The organism is Rhizobium acidisoli (assembly GCF_002531755.2).
Taxonomy (GTDB): Bacteria; Pseudomonadota; Alphaproteobacteria; order Rhizobiales; family Rhizobiaceae; genus Rhizobium; species Rhizobium acidisoli.
The window spans coordinates 486,723-507,883 of the sequence record NZ_CP035002.1; the positions used below are offsets into that span (position 1 = coordinate 486,723).

At 60.7% G+C, this 21,161-nt stretch carries 23 protein-coding genes and 1 pseudogene; 11 read left to right on the top strand and 13 right to left on the bottom strand.

From position 1 onward, the window contains the following. The first annotated feature begins 32 nt into the window (after positions 1 to 32). Positions 33 to 947, top strand: coding sequence for a polyphosphate kinase 2 (gene ppk2, locus CO657_RS34665; protein WP_054183655.1), 915 nt, complete (start codon positions 33 to 35; stop codon positions 945 to 947). A 112-nt stretch (positions 948 to 1,059) separates the two neighbouring features. On the opposite strand, the gene CO657_RS34670 is transcribed toward ppk2, so the two are convergent. Further along, positions 1,060 to 1,935 (bottom strand): aldo/keto reductase family oxidoreductase, encoded by an 876-nt coding sequence (locus CO657_RS34670; protein WP_054183656.1) that lies wholly within the window; start codon positions 1,933 to 1,935, stop codon positions 1,060 to 1,062. Positions 1,936 to 2,031: 96 nt separating this feature from the next. Here CO657_RS34670 and CO657_RS34675 point away from each other — a divergent pair, with 96 nt between their 5' ends. After that, entirely contained in the window at positions 2,032 to 2,943 is a 912-nt protein-coding gene (locus tag CO657_RS34675; RefSeq protein WP_054183657.1) for a LysR family transcriptional regulator, read from the top strand. A 15-nt stretch (positions 2,944 to 2,958) separates the two neighbouring features. Here the strand turns inward: CO657_RS34675 and CO657_RS34680 are convergent, their stop codons facing one another. The 4 genes from CO657_RS34680 to CO657_RS36995 all read right to left on the bottom strand — a co-directional run bounded on the left by CO657_RS34680 (position 2,959) and on the right by CO657_RS36995 (position 4,271). Then, positions 2,959 to 3,438 (bottom strand): pyridoxamine 5'-phosphate oxidase family protein, encoded by a 480-nt coding sequence (locus CO657_RS34680; RefSeq protein WP_054183658.1) that lies wholly within the window; start codon positions 3,436 to 3,438, stop codon positions 2,959 to 2,961. Positions 3,439 to 3,529: 91 nt separating this feature from the next. Continuing rightward, positions 3,530 to 3,724 carry a hypothetical protein gene (locus tag CO657_RS34685; RefSeq protein WP_054183659.1) on the bottom strand — a complete coding sequence of 65 codons (195 nt, stop codon included), beginning with the start codon at positions 3,722 to 3,724 and terminating at the stop codon, positions 3,530 to 3,532. Positions 3,725 to 3,843: 119 nt separating this feature from the next. Beyond that, positions 3,844 to 4,077 carry a 30S ribosomal protein S21 gene (gene rpsU / locus CO657_RS34690; protein ID WP_054183660.1) on the bottom strand — a complete coding sequence of 78 codons (234 nt, stop codon included), beginning with the start codon at positions 4,075 to 4,077 and terminating at the stop codon, positions 3,844 to 3,846. A 41-nt stretch (positions 4,078 to 4,118) separates the two neighbouring features. After that, entirely contained in the window at positions 4,119 to 4,271 is a 153-nt protein-coding gene (locus CO657_RS36995) for a hypothetical protein (protein WP_164918703.1), read from the bottom strand. Positions 4,272 to 4,718: 447 nt separating this feature from the next. Between CO657_RS36995 and rapA2 the strand changes: the two genes are divergently transcribed. The 5 genes and pseudogenes from rapA2 to CO657_RS38345 all read left to right on the top strand — a co-directional run bounded on the left by rapA2 (position 4,719) and on the right by CO657_RS38345 (position 9,075). Next, the gene (gene rapA2 / locus CO657_RS34695) at positions 4,719 to 5,426 is read left to right on the top strand and encodes a calcium-binding lectin RapA2 (RefSeq protein WP_054183661.1); all 708 of its coding nucleotides are present in this window, start codon (positions 4,719 to 4,721) and stop codon (positions 5,424 to 5,426) included. A gap of 149 nt (positions 5,427 to 5,575) precedes the next feature. After that, the gene (locus tag CO657_RS34700) at positions 5,576 to 5,764 is read left to right on the top strand and encodes a hypothetical protein (protein WP_003572146.1); all 189 of its coding nucleotides are present in this window, start codon (positions 5,576 to 5,578) and stop codon (positions 5,762 to 5,764) included. A gap of 445 nt (positions 5,765 to 6,209) precedes the next feature. After that, positions 6,210 to 7,754 (top strand): DUF4153 domain-containing protein, encoded by a 1,545-nt coding sequence (locus CO657_RS34710; RefSeq protein WP_054183662.1) that lies wholly within the window; start codon positions 6,210 to 6,212, stop codon positions 7,752 to 7,754. Beyond that, a complete protein-coding gene (locus tag CO657_RS34715) occupies positions 7,754 to 8,458 on the top strand; it encodes a response regulator (protein ID WP_054183663.1) in 705 nt (234 codons plus the stop codon). The genes CO657_RS34710 and CO657_RS34715 overlap by 1 nt, the downstream gene beginning before the upstream one ends. Next, a pseudogene (locus CO657_RS38345) lies at positions 8,458 to 9,075 on the top strand (ATP-binding protein). Before CO657_RS34715 ends, CO657_RS38345 begins: the two are co-directional and overlap by 1 nt. 80 nt (positions 9,076 to 9,155) lie before the next feature. Here CO657_RS38345 and CO657_RS34730 read toward each other — a convergent pair. Beyond that, entirely contained in the window at positions 9,156 to 9,755 is a 600-nt protein-coding gene (locus tag CO657_RS34730; protein ID WP_054183666.1) for a TetR/AcrR family transcriptional regulator, read from the bottom strand. Between the two features lie 119 nt (positions 9,756 to 9,874). Between CO657_RS34730 and CO657_RS34735 the strand changes: the two genes are divergently transcribed. Together CO657_RS34735 and CO657_RS34740 are read left to right on the top strand one after the other, a co-directional pair. Further along, on the top strand, positions 9,875 to 10,303 hold the full coding sequence (locus CO657_RS34735; RefSeq protein WP_054183667.1) for a tautomerase family protein: 429 nt from the start codon (positions 9,875 to 9,877) through the stop codon (positions 10,301 to 10,303). A gap of 77 nt (positions 10,304 to 10,380) precedes the next feature. Then, a complete protein-coding gene (locus CO657_RS34740; RefSeq protein WP_054183668.1) occupies positions 10,381 to 10,776 on the top strand; it encodes a VOC family protein in 396 nt (131 codons plus the stop codon). 42 nt (positions 10,777 to 10,818) lie between these two features. Here CO657_RS34740 and CO657_RS34745 read toward each other — a convergent pair whose 3' ends face one another. From CO657_RS34745 to otsB, 7 genes are all read right to left on the bottom strand, one after another. Beyond that, positions 10,819 to 11,583, bottom strand: a complete 765-nt coding sequence (locus CO657_RS34745) for an SDR family NAD(P)-dependent oxidoreductase (protein WP_054183669.1) — start codon at positions 11,581 to 11,583, stop codon at positions 10,819 to 10,821. Between the two features lie 40 nt (positions 11,584 to 11,623). After that, a complete protein-coding gene (locus tag CO657_RS34750) occupies positions 11,624 to 12,352 on the bottom strand; it encodes an SDR family oxidoreductase (RefSeq protein WP_054183670.1) in 729 nt (242 codons plus the stop codon). A 26-nt stretch (positions 12,353 to 12,378) separates the two neighbouring features. Next, positions 12,379 to 13,638, bottom strand: coding sequence for a sugar ABC transporter permease (locus CO657_RS34755; RefSeq protein ID WP_054183671.1), 1,260 nt, complete (start codon positions 13,636 to 13,638; stop codon positions 12,379 to 12,381). Next, a complete protein-coding gene (locus tag CO657_RS34760) occupies positions 13,635 to 14,456 on the bottom strand; it encodes an ATP-binding cassette domain-containing protein (RefSeq protein WP_054183672.1) in 822 nt (273 codons plus the stop codon). The genes CO657_RS34755 and CO657_RS34760 overlap by 4 nt, the downstream gene beginning before the upstream one ends. A 68-nt stretch (positions 14,457 to 14,524) precedes the next feature. Continuing rightward, positions 14,525 to 15,598, bottom strand: coding sequence for an ABC transporter substrate-binding protein (locus CO657_RS34765; RefSeq protein ID WP_197283895.1), 1,074 nt, complete (start codon positions 15,596 to 15,598; stop codon positions 14,525 to 14,527). A gap of 250 nt (positions 15,599 to 15,848) precedes the next feature. Beyond that, positions 15,849 to 16,733, bottom strand: a complete 885-nt coding sequence (locus CO657_RS34770; protein WP_054183673.1) for a helix-turn-helix domain-containing protein — start codon at positions 16,731 to 16,733, stop codon at positions 15,849 to 15,851. A gap of 202 nt (positions 16,734 to 16,935) precedes the next feature. Further along, a complete protein-coding gene (gene otsB / locus CO657_RS34775; protein WP_183779926.1) occupies positions 16,936 to 17,715 on the bottom strand; it encodes a trehalose-phosphatase in 780 nt (259 codons plus the stop codon). A gap of 123 nt (positions 17,716 to 17,838) precedes the next feature. On the opposite strand from otsB, the gene CO657_RS34780 reads away from it, so the two are divergent. After that, complete coding sequence (locus tag CO657_RS34780) at positions 17,839 to 18,924, top strand: ROK family protein (RefSeq protein ID WP_054183674.1); 1,086 nt, start codon at positions 17,839 to 17,841, stop codon at positions 18,922 to 18,924. 110 nt (positions 18,925 to 19,034) lie between these two features. Further along, positions 19,035 to 20,708, top strand: a complete 1,674-nt coding sequence (locus CO657_RS34785) for an IS66 family transposase (RefSeq protein WP_128715652.1) — start codon at positions 19,035 to 19,037, stop codon at positions 20,706 to 20,708. Positions 20,709 to 21,161 lie beyond the last annotated feature (453 nt).

Genomic DNA, 21,161 nt, shown 5'->3' on the forward strand with positions numbered 1-21,161 from the left:
CTCCTGTCAACAAAAGCAGGAAGGAAAAACCCATGTCGCAATCACATCAGGACCAGCTCAGCCGGATTAAGGCCGAAATCGCCGACAGCTTCGATGAGGAGCTGGAAATGCAGATGGAGGAGGACCGGCTGGACGATCTGGTCGCCGAGGGAATGTCGGAACCGGCAGAGCAGACGCTCGAGCGAAAGATCTATTTCCGCGAGCTCTTCCGGCTGCAGCACGAACTGGTGCGGCTGCAGGATTGGGTCCAGCACAAGAAGCTCAAGGTCGTCGTGCTTTTCGAGGGCCGGGATTCGGCCGGCAAGGGCGGCGCGATCAAGCGCGTCACTCAGAGGCTCAACCCGCGCGTCTGCCGGACCGTCGCTCTGCCCGCCCCGACCGAGCGGGAGCGCCATCAATGGTATTTCCAGCGCTATGTCCCGCACCTTCCCACAGCCGGCGAAATCGTGCTCTTCGACCGAAGCTGGTACAATCGCGCCGGCGTCGAGCGGGTGATGGGGTTCTGCACTCCTGATGAACTCGAGGAGTTTTTCCGCTCGGTGCCTGAATTCGAGCGGATGCTGGTCCGTTCCGGAATCGTGCTGATCAAATATTGGTTTTCGATCACCGATGAGGAGCAGGAATTCCGCTTCAAGATGCGCATCCATGATCCGCTGAAGCAGTGGAAGCTTTCACCGATGGATATGGAAAGCCGTGTCCATTGGGAGGAATATACCAAGGCCAAGGAAGAAATGCTGGCGCGGACGCACACCAAGGATGCACCCTGGTGGGTCGTGCAGGCGGTGGACAAGAAACGGGCGCGGCTGAACTGCATCGCCCATCTTCTCGAGCAGATCCCTTACGAGGATGTTCCGAAACCGGATATCGAGCTGCCGGACCGTATCCGCCACGCCGACTACAACAGGGCGCCGGTTCCGCCTGAAATGCACGTGCCGGAGCGATATTGAGTCATAGCTCTACCGGCCATCACGGTCGCAGATGACGAGCGGGCTTCAGCTTCACCGATGCTTCGGCCATCGCTACACCACGTGTAGCGATGGCCGCGGCCTTTGAATGCGATCAGGCGGCGATATTGCCGATTTGGTCGAGTTCGTCGATAGCCTCATCCGGCAGGACGAGTGCGGCAGCGGCGAGGTTCTCCCTCAGATGGCCGACGGATGAGGTGCCGGGGATCAGCAGGATGTTCGGCGCGCGGCGTAGCAGCCAGGCAAGGGCCACCTGCATGGGCGTGGCATCAAGGCGCGCGGCGACATCGGACAGGGTGGACGATTGCAGCGGGGTAAAGCCGCCGAGCGGGAAGAATGGCACATAAGCGGTGCCATCGCGGGCGAGTTCGTCGATCAGGCGATCGTCGGCCCGATGCGCAAGATTATACTGGTTCTGCACGCAGACGATCTCGGTGATCTCGCGCCCTTCGGCGATCTGCTTCGATGTGGCGTTGCTTAAGCCCACGTGACGGACCAATCCCTGCCGCTGGAGATCGGCAAGCACCGTCAGGGGTGCTTCTATCGAGCCTTCGGCAGGGCCATGAACGTCGAACATGATCCTGAGGTTGACGACGTCGAGCACCTCAAGCCCTAAATTACGAAGATTGTCATGGACCGCCGCCGTCAGTTCTTCCGGCGAGAAGGCAGGGTTCCATGATCCGTCCGCACCGCGCCGTGCGCCGAGCTTGGTGACGATGACGAGATCGTCACGATAGGGATGGAGCGCTTCACGGATGATCCGGTTGGTGACGTGCGGACCATAGAAATCGCTGGTGTCGATGTGATTTACGCCGCTCGCAACCGCCTCGCGCAATACGGCCAAGGCCGCGCCATGATCTTTGGGCGGGCCAAAGACGCCGGGCCCGGCAAGCTGCATGGCGCCGTAGCCAAGCCGCTTCACGTTGCGGTCGCCGGGTTTGAAGGTTCCGGATTGATCGATGATGGACATGACCTCACTCCTTTCAAGAGATGACGCCAAGATAGGCGTTGTCGGCGTGCCTGATAATTCGCTACAATCCGCACAGGCTGTGCGGAGTGGCGAACAGTGAAAGTCGATTTGGGTGATCTGAATGCCTTCCTTGCGGTGGCGCGGGCCGGTGGCTTTCGCGAGGGCGCGCGCGCAAGCGGCAGCAGCGCCTCCTTTCTCAGCGAGGCGGTTCGCCGCCTGGAGGCTGAGCTCGGCGTCAGGCTCTTCAACCGCACGACACGCAGCGTCGTTCCGACGGAAGCGGGCAAAGGCTTGCTGGAGCGGCTCGGCCCTGCGCTGACCGAGGTGGAGTCTGCGCTTGATGTGGTCAACGGATTTCGCGACAGGCCGGCCGGCTCGTTGCGGCTCAATGTGCCGGTCAGCGCGGCGCGGCTGGTACTGCCCGTCATCGTTCCGCCGTTCCTCGAAGCCTATCCCGACATTCGCCTCGAGGTGATCACCGAGGAGAGTTTCGTCGACGTGCTTGCTGCCGGGTGCGATGCAGGCATCCGCTACGACGAGCGGCTGGAGCAGGATATGATTGCCGTGCCGATCGGGCCGCGTGTGCAGCGCTTCGCCACCGCCGCCTCCCCTGTCTATCTTGACCGCCATGGCCGGCCGCAGCATCCGAGCGAGCTGCTCGGCCATGCTTGTCTGCTGGGCCGCTTTGCCAGCGGCGCGCTGACGACGCCATGGGAGTTCGAGCGAGACGGCGAGGTGGTGCGGGTCGAACCGTCAGGACCATTGATCGTCAGGGTGGGCGGGGCGACCGATCTGACCGTCGACGCAGCGATCTCGGGCACGGGGATCATCTGCGTTTTCGAGGACTGGCTGCGCCCGCATTTCGAGAGCGGCGCTCTCGAGCCTATCCTCGAACCATGGTGGCAGCGCTTTTCTGGGCCGTTCCTCTACTACCCTGGACGCCGGCTGGTGCCGGCGCCGCTCAGGGCATTTATCGATTTCGTCAAGGCCTCGACCAGGCAGGCTTGAACAGCGCTTGATGCGTCAAAGCTTGACCTCGGCATTGTCGCCCATATCGGGCTTGCTGTTCGAGACCGCTGCGGCGGCCATCTTGATATAGCTGATGATCGTGCCCGGGCTGTCCCAATATTCAGCTGAGGATGGGGTAATTTTCAGGATGCGGATGGAGGGATCGTCGGGATTGTCCCACCACGCTTTGGCCGGCGTTGCCCATAACTCCCTAATCTTCTCGCGGTCGTTCTGCACCTCGGCCGTGCCCGACACGGAAACGTATTTCTGCCCCTTGGTATCGGCAAAGGCGAGGCCCACATTCGGCCAGCGGGCAATCTCGTCATCTTTGTGGCTGGCCACATCGGTCAGAAAATAGACCGCGTTCTCAAGCTGCGCGGTATAGGCGGACATCGGGCGGGCGCGCAGATCGTCGCCGCTGCGGGTCGTCAGCATGCAAAACCCTATTCTGTCGATCAGTTCCCATACCCGTGTCGCATCATTATGCTCGGCCATCGTCATCTCCGTTTGTGCAAGAGGAGACGAGGTAACCATTTGCCGTGGCCAATGTTCCCGCGACCACTGACACCGTCCCTGCGCTTGTTCCTCAGTGCACGCTTGGGGTTTCCATGACCATTGCGAAGTCTTCAGCGACCAGTTCGCTGACGGCGATTAGGATTTCCTCGCGGGAAAAGCCCGAAATCAATGCGCGTTGAATCAGATCCTGCAGATCCGGCTCCACGACATCGCGGCAATCCTCGGGGCGTTCTTCTGAAACGGTGAGGCTATTCAATTCGTCCATTGTCTGTCCTTTCCTGTAACCGTCGAAGCTCGGCAAGGCCGGGCAAGATGGCCGCCAGAGCCCTTCTTTTGGCTTCACGCACTTCCGGACACAAAACCGCTAAGCACTGCTGGTATTCTCTAACCGGCCGCCGTCCGCTTCGGTCTGGCGATCAGGCCTTCACGCTGCATCTTTTTGCGTGCCGCCTTGCGCTGCCGGCTGATCGCCTGTGCCTTTTCCCTGACGCGCCGTTCGGAGGGCTTCTCGTAGGCGCGCCGTTCCTTCATTTCGCGGAAGAGGCCCTCGCGCTGCATTTTCTTTTTCAAAACCCTCAGCGCTTGATCGACGTTGTTGTCTCTGACGAGTACCTGCATTTTTTAAGTTCTCCTTGTCTGGATGATGCGCCGATCGCGGTTCAGCCGAGCTGCTCGGCGATCAGGGCCTGCAATTCGCGGCGGGTGAGAAGGCAGGGGCACGGCTTCCAGGTTCTGGCAGCACGGCGGGCGGCCTCGTCACGCTCACGCGGGTTCGCCGCCCCAATGGCGGTGGCTGTGATGGTATCGTTCAAAAAAATCCTCTACCGGCAATCGCCGGCGTCATTGATTGTTTGTGGGATTGCCTGTCGCAGCCTCAAGGGCGCGCAGCGGTTCAGCCGATAAAAGCGTCTCGTTGATAAGCCGGTCACGGCCCTGCTTGGATCGGTTATAGCCCTAAAATAGTCGTCTCGGGACGTGATTGCAACGATGGCTCGGATGGCACGCCACCGGCGTCACCAATCACCTTCAGATATATTAGGCGTCGATCTTCAAGTTAGCCGGGTATAGTTTTCGGCAAGTTTTCTTCAATTTTGCTTGAAAATGACATTATTCCGCCGGGAATGAAGCAACGGGGAAATCGGAGACGACATTAACCTTTCATTAAATAAGCCATTGACTTGCAGTATTAATAGGTTGTTAAAGGAGCCGCTCGCTGAGGTCGGAAACTGACCCGCTTATAACAATTTGGAGAGAGAGCAATGGCTTCGCCGATACACGCAACTGATGATAGTGCAACATTTCTAGAAACTGACGTTATTTCCGGAAACCTGCTTTCCAACGATACATCCGATAATGGCCACCTGTTCCTGCGCGCCTTTGACGGCGAGACCGTTGGCGCCAAGAGCGGCAACAGCCAGATCACCGAGATCCACGGCGACTACGGCACGTTCTTCGTCAAGCCGGACGGCAGCTACACCTATGTCCTGAGCGATGCCGCCAAGATCGGCTTCGCCAACGGCGAATCGTACCAGGAAAAGGTCTCCTACAAGATCTCCGACGGCAGCGGTCATACCGACGTCGGCCTGTTCACCCTGAACATTCAGGGCGTAACCCAGGTCAAGCCGATCGCGGTTGATGATGTCTACAACTTCACCGAAGGCCATGCCATCGGCGGCAACGTTCTGGACAACGACATTGCCGGCGACAACGGCAAGATGTTCCTCCGCCAGTTCCTGACCACCAAGGTAGACGGCACTGCCGACGCTGTAACCGACGTTGCCGGCACCTACGGCACGTTCCATGTCAAGTCGGACGGCACGTTCACCTACGACTTGAACACGGATCTGAATGACGGTCAGACCTACACGGAAGTTCTCCGTTACTACAAGATCTCCGACGGCGAAGGCCACACGGACACTGCCAAGGTGACGCTCAACATCACCGGCACCGACGCTCATATCGCCTGATAAGTGCGATAGATCTGTGAGACATGACGCCCGCCGCGCAATCGGCGGGCGTTTTCGTATTCCTGGCTTATTCGGCCGAACATAATTCTTTTTAGCTAGTTCTTATATATGCCGGGGAAGCGTAGTCTCGAAGTTCGGAGGACACGCCCTTGACCGAACACATCGAACCCAAGCAAATTGAGACCGATGATCTGACGAAAGTCTGGTCGGTAACCGAGTACTGCGCGCGCCATCGGATAGACGCCGAGGAACAGGCGCTGTTGCTCAAACTTTTCGGGCCATTCGCGACAGCCTGCGAACTGCTTCACAATGCCAAGCGCGCACCACGATTCAGATGAGCCTTGTCTATTCCCTTTGATCTTCTGGCACAGCCAACTCGTCGGCGAACGAGGCTGCCAGACATCGCGTGACTGGGTGACGCCCGGCCACTCCGGCTGCTGAAAAAAGCGCGGCGCCATTCCACGCGAATGGGTAGCGCCTGCCGCGAGAAGCGTGATTGACAAGCCGTCTTCATGATCGGCCGTGAGCCTTTCCGTATCTTCACGTCGCCGAAGATTCCTGAATTGCTGCTCACCCTCTGCACAAAATCTGCAATCCGGCGCGGCATGTTTCCGCCATGAGCACGAACGACATCCAGCCCCGCGACCCATCCCCAACTTTGCCGGAACGCCTGCGCAATGACGGGTGGTGGCTTGTACAGGAGCCTCAAGACTCGCCTGCCGCGGCGAGGTTGAGAACCAGGCTCATCGTGATCGAAACGCAGCATTCGCAAGAGGAGCAGCAATGGATACAGCCAATACTTTGACAGAACCGATGCCAATCAGACGCGGCAGCGGCCGAACTATCGCGCTGCTTGCGCTGGTGGGATTTGCTGATTTTCTGGTTTTTGGCCAGGAACTCGGGATAAACCTCTTCCTTTTTGCGCTCGCCGTCTTCGCGGGCATTCTGCTTTCGGCGAGGAGGAGACCTCGGCTTTCGAGGGCGGCGTTCCTGCTCAGCCTTTCGATTCTGGCGTCGGCGCCCCTGGTCGAATCGCCTTCGCTGACGGGCGTTGGCCTTTGCCTCGGCGCGCTAATGTCGGTTGCGCTCATCAGCGCCAGGCTCTTCCCCCGCCGCCTGTCCGCCCTGCCCCTCGTATTCTTCCGTTTCGCCCTCGTCATTCCCCTGCGGCTTGCCGAAGATATCAGGAAGTCTCTTGCGACGCCGGGGAAACGTTTCTCTTTCACTATGGTCCGACAGGGCGTCGGCCTCTGGATCATGCCGCTCATCCTTGCGGCGGTCTTCGTATCCCTTTTTGCAACGGCAAACCCGCTTATCGAAATCGCGCTGCGCAGTATTGATTTTGCCGTTCTGCTGCAGTTTCTCGATCTTTGGCGGATCGGCTTCTGGATGATAACAGCCGTTGTCGTCTGGGCGATGTTGCGACCGCGCCTGAAGCGTCGCGCCAAGAGGCCGCCGACCGGCCGGCCGTTCATGATCGTGCCCACCAGGAATGCGCCGTTCGGTCATGCCTCGCTGCTGCGGTCGCTCATCCTGTTCAACGCGATCTTTGCCGTGCAGACGCTTCTCGATCTCGTCTATCTCTGGGGCGGCGCAGATCTGCCCGAGCACATGAGCCATGCCGAATATGCCCATCGCGGCGCCTATCCGCTGATTGTCACAGCGCTTCTTGCCGCAGCTTTCGTCCTCGTCGCCATGCGGCGCGGCGGGCCTGGTGATCATAGCGCGCTGATCCGCGGCCTCGTTCATGCCTGGATCGGCCAGAATGTCCTGCTCTGCCTTTCCTCGATGCTGCGGCTTGGGCTTTATGTGGAGGTCTATTCGCTGACCGAACTGCGTGTCGCCGCCGGTCTCTGGATGGGTATCGTCGCCATCGGCCTTGTCTTGATCCTGCTGCGCATTCTGCTCAACCGATCCAATGAGTGGCTGGTCGCTGCGAACCTCGTCTCCCTCCTTACGGTTCTCTACATCAGTTCCTTCGTCGATTTCCCGGCTTTCATCGCTCGTTTCAATGTCGCCCACAGTCAGGAGATCAGCCAGGAAGGTCCGCCGCTCGACCTTTCTTATCTCTCCTCGCTCGGTCCCTCCGTCATTCCGGCGTTCGATCTCTATCTCCAGATGCTGCCGAGCGACCTGATCGACCAAAGGAGCAAAGCGGTGACAGCTCGCTTTTACCTCGTCAGGGATTTTGAGATGCAGCCGCGCGACTGGCGGAGCTGGACCTTTCGGTCTGCACGGCTGGAGACCTATCTTCTGTCTCCTGCAGCCATTGCAAGAGAGAACGAGAACGATGACAACAAGCAGGACCAACTAACACAGGACCGCTGATGGCGCCCCGCATTCTTGTCGTCGATGACGAACCTCACATCCGCGACGTGATCTGTTTCGCTCTTGAGCGTGCCGGTCTGATATCGACGGCCGTTCGCAATGGCACCGAGGCGATGGCGGCCTTCCGCCGCGGCAACATCGATCTGATCATTCTCGATATCGGCATGCCTGATATGGATGGTCTCGATGTCTGCCGCCAGATCCGCAAGACATCGGGATTGCCGATCCTGTTTCTTTCCGCGCGCGATGAGGAGATCGACAAGGTGCTGGGTTTGGAAATCGGCGGGGATGATTATGTCACCAAGCCGTTCAGCCCGCGCGAACTCGTCGCCAGGGTCAAGGCGATCCTGAAGCGCAGCGGCAACGAAGCGGAGCCTGAGAGGCGCCGCGCCATCTTTGTCGCCGGCGAACTCAGCCTGGATCGCCAAGGCAGGACGGTCATGTTCGGCGACAGCGCCATTTCGATGACGGTGCTCGAGTTCGCCATCCTGGACGCGCTGTTGTCACGCCCCGACATGGTCTTCAGCCGCGAACGGCTGATGGAGGCGGACTATGGCGCCGGAACCTATGTCGCCGACCGCACGATCGACAGCCATATCCGCAACATCAGGGCCAAGTTCCTGGCGGCCGGCGGCCAGGGGATCATCGCGACGGTTCACGGCATCGGCTTCAAACTCGGCAGTGAAAGCGGGAGGAAGGCCTGATGCCGGCACCGAAAGTCAGGACGAAATGGCGCCCGACGCTGGCGCTGATCGTCTATGTCGTTGCACCCCGAATGGCCGTCAGCGGCGATTTCAGTTCGTGGGAGACATGGGCGGCGAATGAGCCGACATATTCTGTGCGATCGACCTACTTCTCGCCGTCATGGCGCTGCCGATCCTGATCGTCATCTGGTTTCGCGCCGTGGAAGTGAATTCGAACCGGATGGCGCCGGCGGAAATCGTCGCTCTCGCGGTTGTCGCCATGCTGACGCTCGCTATTGCCTATGTGCTGACGCGTACCATCACCGGCCCGATCGACGCCTTGATCGCCCGCACGGAAGAGATCGCCCGCGGCGGCAAGGGAGCAATCCGGCCGCTTGAAAGCTATGGAACGCGCGAGATCGCCGTGTTGTCGCAAAGCTTCCTTGATCTCGCCGGAAAACCCCGAGGCAAATCGGCAACGTATCTTTCAGCCGTTCTTTTCAACCCGCCGCGAACAAGGCGGCACCGGCATGGGTCTCGGCATCGTTCGCGCCATGCTGAGCGCCCATGGCGCTACGATCCGCCTGCTGCAGACGGCCGGCGCAGGCGCCGAGTTCGAAATCACCATACCCGTGTAATTCTCTTATGATTGGGGAATCCCACGTCGAGTTAGAGACCTTCCGGGTCTGATGCTGACGCAGGCTCGTAAGCAAGCGGATCAGTCGTGCGGTTTTATTGCCGTCAACGCCGCCTGCGCGATGATATCTGCAATGCGTGCGGACAGCGCCGGGTCGGACACGGCGCGCGCAAGGGTGACGCCGCCGCTCAGCATGGCGAGAAGCAGGATCGCCTGATCTTCCCGGCTTGCTTCGGATCGGCCCTCCATCTTGTGCTCCGGCAGGCCGGCGGCGACTTCTTCGACGAGGCGTTTGATCTCAGCCGTGTAGGCGCTTCGCGTTTCATCATCCGCGCGCATCACGTCGGGCGAAAGGCTCGGCAGTGCACAGCTCTCGCCTAAATCGCAGGTTCTTTTATAGCCGAGATAGTAGCCGACGAACGTCGGCAGCCAGTCTTTCGGCTGATTGGTCTTCAGCGCGGCGATTCCTTGCCGCAGTTCTTCGAGCCCCTCCAGCACGGCTGTACGAAAGGCTTCGGCCTTCGATTTGAAATGTCCGTAGAAGGCGCCGTTCGTCACGCCGGCGGCCTTCGTCAGCGCGTCGATTCCGGCGCCGCCATAACCGTCCTTGCGGAAGATCTGGCCCGCGGCCGTAATGACGCGAGCCCGGGTTTCCAGTTTGTGTTCGGCGCTGTAACGCATGAAAACCTCATTTAGAGAGTGATCGCTCTTTATTGCTTGCTAAGAGAGTGACCGGTGTGTATCCATAAAGAGTGATCGGTATATCAGAAGCGGTCACGATTCAAAGAGGGAGATATTCGATGCCTATCACACTCACCGTGCCGGAAGGCCTGCTCTCGCCGGAGGCCCAGGCGCGAGCCTTTGCCGGATTGACGGACGCCTTGCTTGATGTCGCCGGGTTGACCGGCAACGCTTTCATGACCGCCAATGTCATCGGCACCATCAACGTGCTGCCGCGCGAGCACGTGCTGGCGGCCGGAAAGCCGATCGCAGCGGCGTTCGTCGAACTTAAATTGCCGGAGGTCGCGCTGGCGAGCGCTGAAGCGAAGCAGGCCTTCATCGAAAAAGCGGCCGATGTCGTCGAGCAGGCTGCCGAAGGCCGGCTCAAGCGCGAGCATATATGGTCGAACATCGTCTATGCCCCCGAGGGTGCCTGGGGAATAGCCGGCGACAGCTACAGCAATGCCGACTTCGTCGGCGCCATCCAGGGCGCGGCCGCCGCGTCGTAACGATTGCGGCGTATCTGCGAAACCTCAGACCTGACACAGCAATGCGCCGCCATCCGGCGGCGCGACGGAGCCAGCCCATGCAGCTTGCCAACTATCTGTTCTTTTCCAACGGCTGCGAGGAGGCGCTCGCCTTTTATGCCGAATGCGGGCTTGGCCGCGTCACGCTATTGAAGCGCCATGGCGCAGATGGAATGCCCGTTGCCAGTAAAGCCATGCGGGGCAAGGTGATGCATGCGCGTTTCGAAGGACCCGGCATTCTGTTCTTCGCCTCCGACAATCACGATGCCGAGCCGATGCGAGGCTCCGCCCATATGCTGATCATGGATGACCGCGACAGGACCGAGGGGCTTTTCGCCCGACTGGCTGAAGGCGGGAGGATAACGACGCCGCTGGCGGTCCAGCCATGGGGGAGCTATTACGGCAAGCTCACCGATCGTTTTGGCGTCCAGTGGATGCTCGATTGTCTCGCGTGAGCATAGGCAGCGGCGGGCGCCCTCGCGCTCAGTGTCCGCTCATCACCGCGTGGTATAGCCGCCATCGGTGACAAGCACTTCACCGGTCACGTAGCTTGCCGCCGCCGAGCAGAGAAACAGGGCAGCACTGGCCACCTCCTCCGGCTGCCCGACGCGTCCCATCGGGGTCATGCCGCGCCAGATCGGGAACCAGTCGGGATTATCGATGCCGCCGCGCGACAGATCGGTCTCGATATAGCCGGGGGCGATGGCGTTGACGCGGATATTCTCGGCGGCGACTTCGCTCGCCAGGCTCTTGGTCATCATATGAACCGCCGCCTTGGAGGAGTTGTAGGCGACCTGGTTCTGCGGAATGTTGGAGACGATGCCCGAAATCGAGCCGATATTGAGGATCACGCCCCTGCCCTCGCGCCGCATGGGAGCGAGTGCCGCGCGGCAGGCGCGGAAGACGGCGTCGACATTGACGGTCATGATCTCGCGCCAGATCGCATCGGAGAATTCGCCGCTGTCGCCATGAATGGCGATGCCGGCATTGTTAACCAGGATATTGAGCCGGCCCGCCCGTGACAGCGTCTCTTTGACGAGCGCGTCGGCGGCATCGTCTTTCGTCAGGTCGGCGGCGATGAAATCGCAATCGACACCGGCCTTGGCGAGCCGGTCTTCCGCCGCCGCATTGCGGGTCCTTCCCGTGATGACAACTTTGGCGCCGGCCTCGCCGAGCGCTTCGGCGATCGCAAGCCCGATGCCGCGCGTGCCGCCGGTTACCAGCGCCACCTGCCCGTCCAGGCGAAATCTATCGAAGATCATGGCGGTTCCTTTCTGGTTTTGCGAAAGCGGCCAGCGCTCATCAGATGTCGGTACTTTGCGGCAGGATGACGAGATCGCGGATCGTGACGCTGCGCGGGCGTGTCAGCATGAAGAGCACCGCTTCGGCCACTTCCTTCGGTTCCATCAAGCCGCCGGCGGCAAGTGCCTCATCCAGCTTCTCCTGCGGCCAATCACTCAGAAGAGCGGTGACCACGGGGCCTGGCGCGACCGCACCGACGCGGAGGCCATGCTTTGCCACCTGTCGCCGCAGCGTATGGACGAAGGCCTGCACCGCATGTTTGGAGGCCGTATAGATCGGCTCCCATACCACGGGAACCAGACCGGCGACGGAGCTCGTCAGGATGATATCCCCGGTCTTGCGCTCGACCATATGCGGCAAGACGGCATGCACCGAACGGAATGCGGCGTTGACGTTCAGATTGAGCATCCGGTCCCAGGCGTCGGGGTCGCCGCCAAGCACCTCACCGCCGATATAGGAGCCGGCATTGGCGTGGAAAATATCCAGCTGGCCTGCCTTCGCCAGGATCTCAGGCATCATCCGCGCCACGCTTTCCGGATCCGTGAGATTGATGACCAGCGGAATGGCATTGGCGCCAAGCGTTGAGCAGATTTCCTTCAAGGCTTCCTCATTGCGATCGACCAGCACCACCCGGGCGCCGGCAGCAAGCAGGGCCTTGGCGCATTCCAGACCGATACCCGATGCCGCTCCGGTGACGGCCGCGACTTTTCCAGACAGATCCTGTCCCATTTTCTTCCTCTGTTTTCTCAAGTGGTTTAGGCGCGGCCGTGCGAGATCCGCGATCGGCGTGCCAGCGAGTCGACGATGACCGCGACAGCAAGGACGGCGCCGGTGATCATGTATCGAAGCGACGACGACAGATCGAGAAGCGTCAGCCCGCTGGCGATCGACTGGATGACGATGATGCCGAGAAGAGCCGAATAGGCGCTGCCCCGCCCGCCGAACAGGCTGGTGCCGCCGATGACGGCTGCGGCGATGGCGTTGAGATTGACGTCGCCGGTGCCGGCCTGCTGGCTTGCGGTTGCCAGCCGCGCAGCCGAAAGCACGCCGCCGGTCGCCGCGAGCAGGGCGCAGGTGACGAAGGCGCTCGCATAGATGCGCGACACATTGATGCCCGAGCGGCGGGCGGCCTCTCTGTTGCCGCCGACGGCTTGCATGGAGCGTCCCCATTTGGTGCGCGTCAGCGCATAGTTCATGGCGGCGACGAGCCCAACGAAGAGGCCGAACATCCAGGGAATGCCGCGCGACTGGTTGAGGTAGAAAGCAACCGCTTCCAGGGCGACCGTGATGACGACGGCGCGCAACAGCAATCCGCCCGTCGATTTCGCCGACAGTCCGGCTGCCCGCCGGCGCGCCGACGTGCGGTAGCTCGCGAAGAAGAAGGCAATGCCGGCAAGCGCCACCAGCAGATAGGCGACCGGATCCGGCATGACCATGATCTGCCCGAATTTCACCAGCCAGGAGCCATAGGGGAGATTGATCGAGCCGGTGGCTCCCAGAATATAGAGCTGCAGGCCGAGAACCGCGAGCAGGCCCGACAGGGTGGAGACGAAGCTCGGCATGCCGAAGCGGTTGAACAGGAAGGCGTAGAGCGAGCCGATCAGGGCGCCGACGATCATTGCGGCGAGAACCGCGAGCACCACCGGCCAGCCCTGGTTGACCCAGAAGACGCCGACCAGCGCCGAGGCGAAGCCGCTGACCGAGCCGACGGAAAGATCGATCTCGCCCACCATCAAGATGCAGACGATGCCGAGCGAGATGACGCCGACCGTCGAGCAGTCGAATAGCATGTTGACGAGATTGGCGCTGGAGAGAAACACAGGATTAAGCGCCTGGAACACCGTCCAGATGATCGCCAGGCCGACAATGACCGGCAGCGAGCCGAGGTCGCCGGAGCGGATGCGATCCCAAAAGGCGCGGATCGAGCCGGCAAGGCTATCGTCATGGCGCACTCTTTCGTCGCGTCGGTCGAGGAGCGCGGGTGCCGCCGGTTCATTCTGCAAGGTCTTCATCATGCCCTGCCCTCCTCATTCTCTCGGCCTTGCGCCTTGCGGCGCGTGGCGCGGCGGGAGACGGAATTGTTGGATGCGCCGGTGATCGCGCTGACGAGCTCTTCATTGGAGGCGTCGGGCATGAAGGTGCCGTTGTTGCGCCCGAGCCGAAGCACGACGATGCGGTCGGCGACCGCACGCACATCTTCCATATTGTGGCTGATCATGATGACGGCGAGGCCGCGTTCACGCACGCGCTCGATCAGATCAAGCACCTCGGCGGTCTGGGCGACACCAAGAGCTGCCGTTGGTTCGTCGAGCATGATCAGTTTCGGCTCGAGCAGCAGCGACCTGGCGATCGCTACCGTCTGGCGCTGTCCGCCGGAGAGCGAGGCGACGGGCTCGCGCACGCTAGGGATTCGGGCCGAAAGCTCGTTCAGCAGCTTCCAGGCGCGGATCTCCATGGCGACCTCGTCGAGCTGGAAGGGATTGAGCTCCTTGCCGAGAAAAATATTGGCGACGACGTCGAGATTTTCGCACAGTGCCAAATCCTGGAAGACGGTCGCAATGCCGAGGTCGAGGGCAGCACTCGGGCTCGACAGATCTGCCTGCTTTCCCTCGAACAGGATCGTGCCCGAGCTCGGCTGGTGAACGCCGGCCAGGATCTTGACCAGCGTCGATTTGCCGGCGCCATTGTCGCCGACGAGCGCCACGACCTCGCCGGCATGTACGTCGAGTTCGATATCGGTGAGCGCCGACACGGCCCCGAAGTGCTTCGATATTCCGCGCAGGCTGAGGACAGGCTGACGGGAGCCGTCAAGAATATGAGAGGTTTCAGACATCGCCTGGCCTTTCCGAAGTGAAAACCGGAAGCGCGGCCGGCGATCCGGCCGCGCTTGCCTTGGTACGATTACTTGGTGATGCCGAGCTTCTTGCAGCCGTCGGCATAACGGCCGGTGCAGAGTTCCTCGGCGGTGTTGATCTTCTTGTCGATGATCTCGGCCTTGAGGTTTTCGGCGGTGACGACGGCAGGGACGAAGAGCTGCGCCGGCGTGTCGTAAAGCGTCATTTCGGCCTTGATCGTTTCTCCGGCCAGAAGTTTGACGGCGACGTCGGCGGCAGCCGCGGCGACGATTTCGCTCGGCTTGGAGATCGTATTGTACTGATCCCCCGATATGATCAGCTGCAGCGCGGCGATCGTCGCATCATTGCCGGTCACCGGCGGCACGGGATCGACGCCGGCTGCCTTGAAGGCGGCGATGGCGCCGCCGCCGGTGCCGTCATTGGCGGCGACGACGCCGACGATCTGTTTGCCGAAGCGGGTGATCTGGCCGGCCGCCCATTGCTGGGCATTCGCCGGCTGCCAGTTCGGCGTGTCGAATTCGGCAAGCGTCTTGTATCCGCCGCTGGCGAGCCCCTCGTGAATACCGTCCTTGATCAGCCCGGCGGCCGCATCGGTGGGTGAACCGTTGATCTGCAGAATGCCGCCGTCATCGGCCGGCACGTTCTTCGCCTTCAGATGCTGGACGAGCGATTCCGCGATCGCCTTGCCGATCGCCTTGTTGTCGAAGGAGACGTAGAAATCGGCCTTCCCCTTCGGGATCGGGCGGTCATAGGCGATGACCTTGACCCCCTGGCTCTGGGCGAGCTGAACGAGAGAGGCGGCCGCTGCCGAATCCACCGGATCGAGCACGATGACCTTGGCGCCCTGGGTGATGGCCGAGTTGAACTGCTGCTGCTGCTTGGCGATATCGGCATCGGCATTCTGATAGAGGACCTTGCAGGATGCGCAGAGCTTCTTCATTTCCGCGACGAATCCCGGATGGTCGTGCTCTTCGTATCGGGTCGAGCCCTGGTCGGGCATGAGGAATGCGACCGTCGCATCGGCAACGGCGTTTTGCGCAAAGGCTGACGTCCCGCCAAGCAGGGAAAGGGCAAGTGCCGCGGCGCCTGCCGCTTTTGTCGAGAATTTCATCATTTCCATCTCCTCCCATTGGAAAAATTGTGTAGCTTCGTCGTTGCAGTGTCTGTTGCGGCCGTTCGGCTGAACGAACCGCCGCCTGTCCCGGCGGTTGCCGTTTTCTGAGGACAAGCGTCTCCACTCGCGAACCGCTCTCGGTGCGCGCTCGCGTTCAAATCAACGTCGGTTTTGGTTCCTCCTCCTCGTCCTCCCTATCGCCGTCTTCGGCGGACCTTTGCTTCGTACTTCCTGGAACCGTGCTTGTGCGGCTTCCTCAAGCCGCCTTCGCCACGTTGATATTGTCACCCAGCAACCGCCGGAAACGGGAAGGCGTCATACCCTTTTCCGCGAGAAATTGGCGGTTGAAGTTGGACAGATTGTTGAAGCCGACCTCGAAGCAGATATCGGTGATCGATGCGTGATCGTCGCTCATCAGGATCTGACAGGCGAGATTGATGCGCAGGCGTTTCACATATTGCACGAGCGACATGCCGGTATGCCGGCGGAAGGCGCGCGAAAAGGCGCCTGTGGACTGCTCGGCAATGCCGGCGAGATCGGCTTCGTCGAAGGATTTCGTCAGGTTCTCCCGGATATAGGCGAGCGCCTTGTTGATGCCGGCCGACATGTAGCCGGACGGATCGGGCAGATAGCTTGGGCTGGCGAGAAGCTGGGCATCCTGCGCCCGGCTGAGCAGACCGACGATCATCATGAAGAGCTCGATGCGGCGCACGCCCTGCGCCTGCTGCACCTCGGTCATCAGCGGCGCGACCTGCCGGCTGGTGTCAGTGCCGAAAAGCACGCCGCGGCGGGACGCTTCGAGCACCGGCTCGAAGGGGCCGAGCTCGGCCAGCACCTTCATCGTGTCGCTGATAAAATTCTCGCTGAACTGGATGAGCTGGCATCGCAGCGGAATGCTCGACCCCTTCGGGACGTCGCTGATCCAGTTGTGGGGAAGATTGGGACCGGCAAGCACAAGATTGCCCGGTTCGAACTCGCCGATGAAGTCGCCGACGAAATAGCGTCCGGTTGTCGCCACGACGAGATGCAGTTCGTATTCCGGATGAAAATGCCAGCGAACCGTGTGATAGGGATAGCCATGCGCCTTCGTTGCGAAGGATTCGCCCGGCCTGATCTGAACGACTTCCAAGTCAGGTTCCATTGTTTCCTCCTCCGAGGACGGGTTCCAAGCCCGCACGCCAAATTCCCTTTTTGGCTTTATCGTTGAAGGGGAGTGTAGTGGGCTCGTTTCAAGCCCGCCACCACGATTCCCGGTCAAAACTGATACTTTTTTGATGATTGATGCTGCGCAGTCGATGCAAAAGACAACCGCCACCCGCGTCGGGTATCGTGCAAGGCGGATATCAGGCAGCCAGAGCGGCAATGACATTTCTGACCAACGCCGCCGAAGACAACCGGCTGGTGGCGCAGCTCGGGGCGCCGATCGCCCCGACACGCACGGAAACGCCGCCGCGCGCATTGGCGATCGCAAACATCGACTCGTCGGTCAGGTCATCGCCGATGGTGATCGGGCAGCGGTCCTTGAATGGGTCTGACTGAAAAAACCGCTCCAGCGCATCGCCCTTGCTTGAGCGCGCCGGCCGCAACTCGAAGACCATCTTGCCGAGTTGCAGCGCCCAGTTCGGCCCGGCGACCTTGGCATAGTGGTGCATGCGCTCTTCGAGCACCTTTTCATATTCGGGCGCGAGCCGGTAATGAGCGGCAACGGCCGCGCCCTTATCCTCGATCAGCACACCTGGATAGTGTTCGGCTTCCTCGGTCAGGGCGTGCTTCAGCGCCTGAAATTCGGGACTGGCCTCGAGCGTGTGCATGCCGGCGGCACTTCTGATTTCCGCGCCGTGAAGGCCTGCCGTCGGAAATGCAAAGGGTTTGAACAGCGCGTCCGCATAGGCAAGCGATCGCCCGGTGACCAGCGCCAAGGCACCGCCGAGCTTGTTCGACAGGCGGTGAAGCTGTGCGGGAAGAGCCTCCGGGACTTCGATCGCATCCGGCGTGGGCGCGAGATTGAGCAGCGTTCCGTCGATGTCGAGAAACATCGCCCAGCGTTCCGGTTCTTCCAAGACCAGTGAAAGCATTTCCTGGGTAGCGGCGTCGTCCTGCACGGCATTCTCCAAACTCTGCAATGATTGAAGCTAGGTCACGGGTCGACGAGGACAAGGTGAGGTTTCGGACACCGGAACATCCGGGGCTAGTCCGCGTTGTATCTCGCGGCCCGTTCGAGCCCTCGCCCCGCAGAAGGTATTTTGATGGCCAAAAGCAGTTCCGAGCCCCGTGATGAGGTCAATGCCCCGTTGGCACATGGCGCGTTAACCCTGCCATTGGTGACGATCGACGATTACAACAACGAACTGCGTGACAAGGATGGTTTCGTGGGCGACAACGCCAACAAGAAGACGTTTCAAATGAAGCTCGACGACTGGAGAAAACGTGTCCGCAAGGTCGGGGACGACCCGATTGGCAAGACCGCGACGGCGAAGCTTTCCAAGAAAAAGATCGATGCCTTTCTGAAGGGCGACGATATGGAGGCCGCAGCATTGGTCATGGGGGCGGTGGAGGACTTCGCTCAGGATTTTGCCGACGTGATTGGAAAGTTCCTGAAGGACAAGCGCTGGTTCAAGACGGAACGTATCGTCGTCGGCGGGGGCTTTCGGCAGAGCCGTTTTGGCGAGCTGACGATCGCCAGGACCATGGTTATCCTCAAGGCGGCCGGCATCGACGTCGAGATCGTGCCGATCGTTCATCACCCTGACGAGGCCGGACTGATCGGTGCGGTCCACCTGATGCCGCGCTGGATGTTCAAAGGCCACGAGGCGATCCTGGCCGTCGATATCGGCGGCACCAATGTTCGCGCCGGCGTCGTTAAATTCGGAAAGGACGACGTGCCGAACTTCGCGGATGCGAGCGTCTGGGAATCAACGATCTGGCGTCATGCCGACGACGAACCAAGTCGCACCGCAACCATCGAGCGGTTGGCCGCGATGTTGCTCGAGTTGATCGGCAAGGCCGAAAAGGCCAATCTCAAGCCCGCGCCGATCATTGGGATCGCTTGTCCCGGCATCATCAAAGCCGATGGCTCCATCGAACGCGGCGGGCAGAACCTGCCGGGGGGAAACTGGGAGAGCGACAGCTTCAACCTTCCCGCCGCGCTGATGAAGGCCATTCCCGAGATCGGCGACGACAGTACATTCGTGATGATGCACAACGATGCCGTCGTGCAGGGATTGTCGCAGATCCCTTTTATGACCGACGTATCGCGATGGGCCGTGCTGACGATCGGTACGGGTTTGGGCAATGCGCATTTTACCAATCGCGAGACAACGAAGGTGCGATAGGCTCAAGCCCCGCCCCACGCTACGCCCACGAACACCGAATGCGGGTAACTGGAGCAGATCTGGTGGCAGAAGGGATTCCTGTTTTTTGTGAATCATGATTCACTTCCTTTATGACGAAGCGCCGCCTCCCCATGGTCGAGCATGCCGACACGCTGTCGCTGAAGGCGCTGCGGGAGTTGGTGACTGGTCTGGTGGAGCGGGCTGATCGGGCAGAAATCCGGATCGAGAAGCTTGAGGCTGACAACCGAAAGCTTCGTGAAGAAAACGACCTGCTCAGGGTAGAGAACACGCGGCTGAAGGTCGACAACCAGCTTCTGCGCGACGAGATTGCGCGGCTCAAAAACCTGCCGCCGCGCCCACCCTTCAGGCCATCGGGCATGGAACAGGCAACGAGTGACAAAACGGTTGCCGGCAGCCGAAAGCCTGCGCGGCGTCGCGGGCCGAAAGGCGACAAGGGCAGCGTCACGCGCGAAGAGGTGCTGCCTGCCAACGCACCACCCGGATCGCGCTTCAAGGGCTACAAGGATTGCGTGGTGCGGGATCTGGTCGTGCGGGCCGAAGTGGTGCGCTATCGCCGCGAATGCTGGGTGACTCCGGATGGACGCACGATCGTCGCGCCGCTGCCTGCGGGGATAAAGGGCGGCTACGGCGCCAGGCTGCGTCGCTTCTGCCTGATGCTTCATAGCCATGGGCAGGTGACGACGCAGCGATTGACGACCTTGCTGAACGATGTCGGCGTCGAGATTTCCAAACGCCAGGTCATCCGGTTTTTGACAGAGCGGCTGGATGGCTTTCATGCCGAGGATGCTGCCGTGCTGCATGCGGGCCTGGTCTCGGCTCCCTTTGTCACAGTTGACGACACTGGCGCCCGTCATGCCAACCGCAATTTCCATACGACACAGATCGGAGGCGAGTATTTCACCGCCTTCCGCACGGCGCCGTCGAAGTCGCGGCTGAACTTTCTGGCCCTGCTGCGCGGCAACTATCAGGACTATGTTCTCAACGATGCCGCCTTCACCTTTCTGGAAGATCGTCAGGTCGACCCCGCCCTTCTGGCGCATTTGAATACATGTGAACCGCGGCGGTTTGCCAATCAGGTTCCGTTTCTCGCGTACCTGGCCGAACATGGCGTCGATATCTTTGACAGTGACGCTCTTCGCCCGTTTGCCGAGGCCGGCATCTGGGGCTCCATCCGCCATCATGGCCTGGTCGGCAATGCGGTGATTGTCTCCGACGATGCCGGACAATTCCGTGTCGGCACCCATGCGCTGTGTTGGGTTCACGCCGAACGTTTGCTGCACAAGCTGATGCCGGCAACACCCGGCCAAGTGAAGCATGTCGAGACGCTGCGCGAGCTGATCTGGCTTTTTTACAAACTTCTGAAAGACTACCAGCGAAGACCTAGTAGGCGAGCGGCCCAAGGCCTTCAGGTCCGGTTCGATCGGATATTCTCCATCCGCACCGGCTATGGCGACCTCGACAAACTCTTGTCTCGGTTGAAGCGCCGCAAGGCCGAGCTGCTGCGGGTTCTGGAGCGGCCTGAGACGCCGCTGCATACGAACGCCTCGGAAAGAGATCTGCGCGGCTTTGTCATCAAGCGAAAGATTTCCGGCGGCACGGTCAGTCGCAACGGCCGGCAGGCGCGTGACAGCATGCTCGGTCTGATGAAGACCTGCCAGAAGCTTGGCCTGTCGTTCTGGCACTACCTTGGCGACCGGTTGGGCATCGGCGACGACGATCATCGTGTTCCGCCACTCCCTTCCATGGTTGCGGCACGCGCCTGAAGGCTTGTCCCTGCTCATTGTGCTGGCATTGCCACCGGATTTGCCCCGCTTACGAATGCGGCTCTTCCGCCGTTGCGGACCATTTATGGTAAATAGCAGGTAAACAAGAGGGAATTCCCCAGGCGGAAGCGAATTCCCTAATAAGTTCCGTTAGGAAGGTGCCGACTGAAGCTGGGAATTAGGTTAAATGGGGCCAGCCGCAACTCTGCGACACCGCAATCCTGCCAACGCTGCCGAGCATACCCACCGAGACCTGATTCGCCTAGCATGCGCCGTTGTGATCTTGCAGTTGATGTGATCATGACGCTGCCGCGTATCGCCTCACGCTCAACTGCCGGCATGTAGGGATGACACTGATCGCCGACCGCCGGCGTCACCCTCGGAGGCTGCACGCGGGCCGCATCAGAGAGATGAAGCCCACCTCCCCTCCTCCTTCGCTTCGGAAAAGATGGT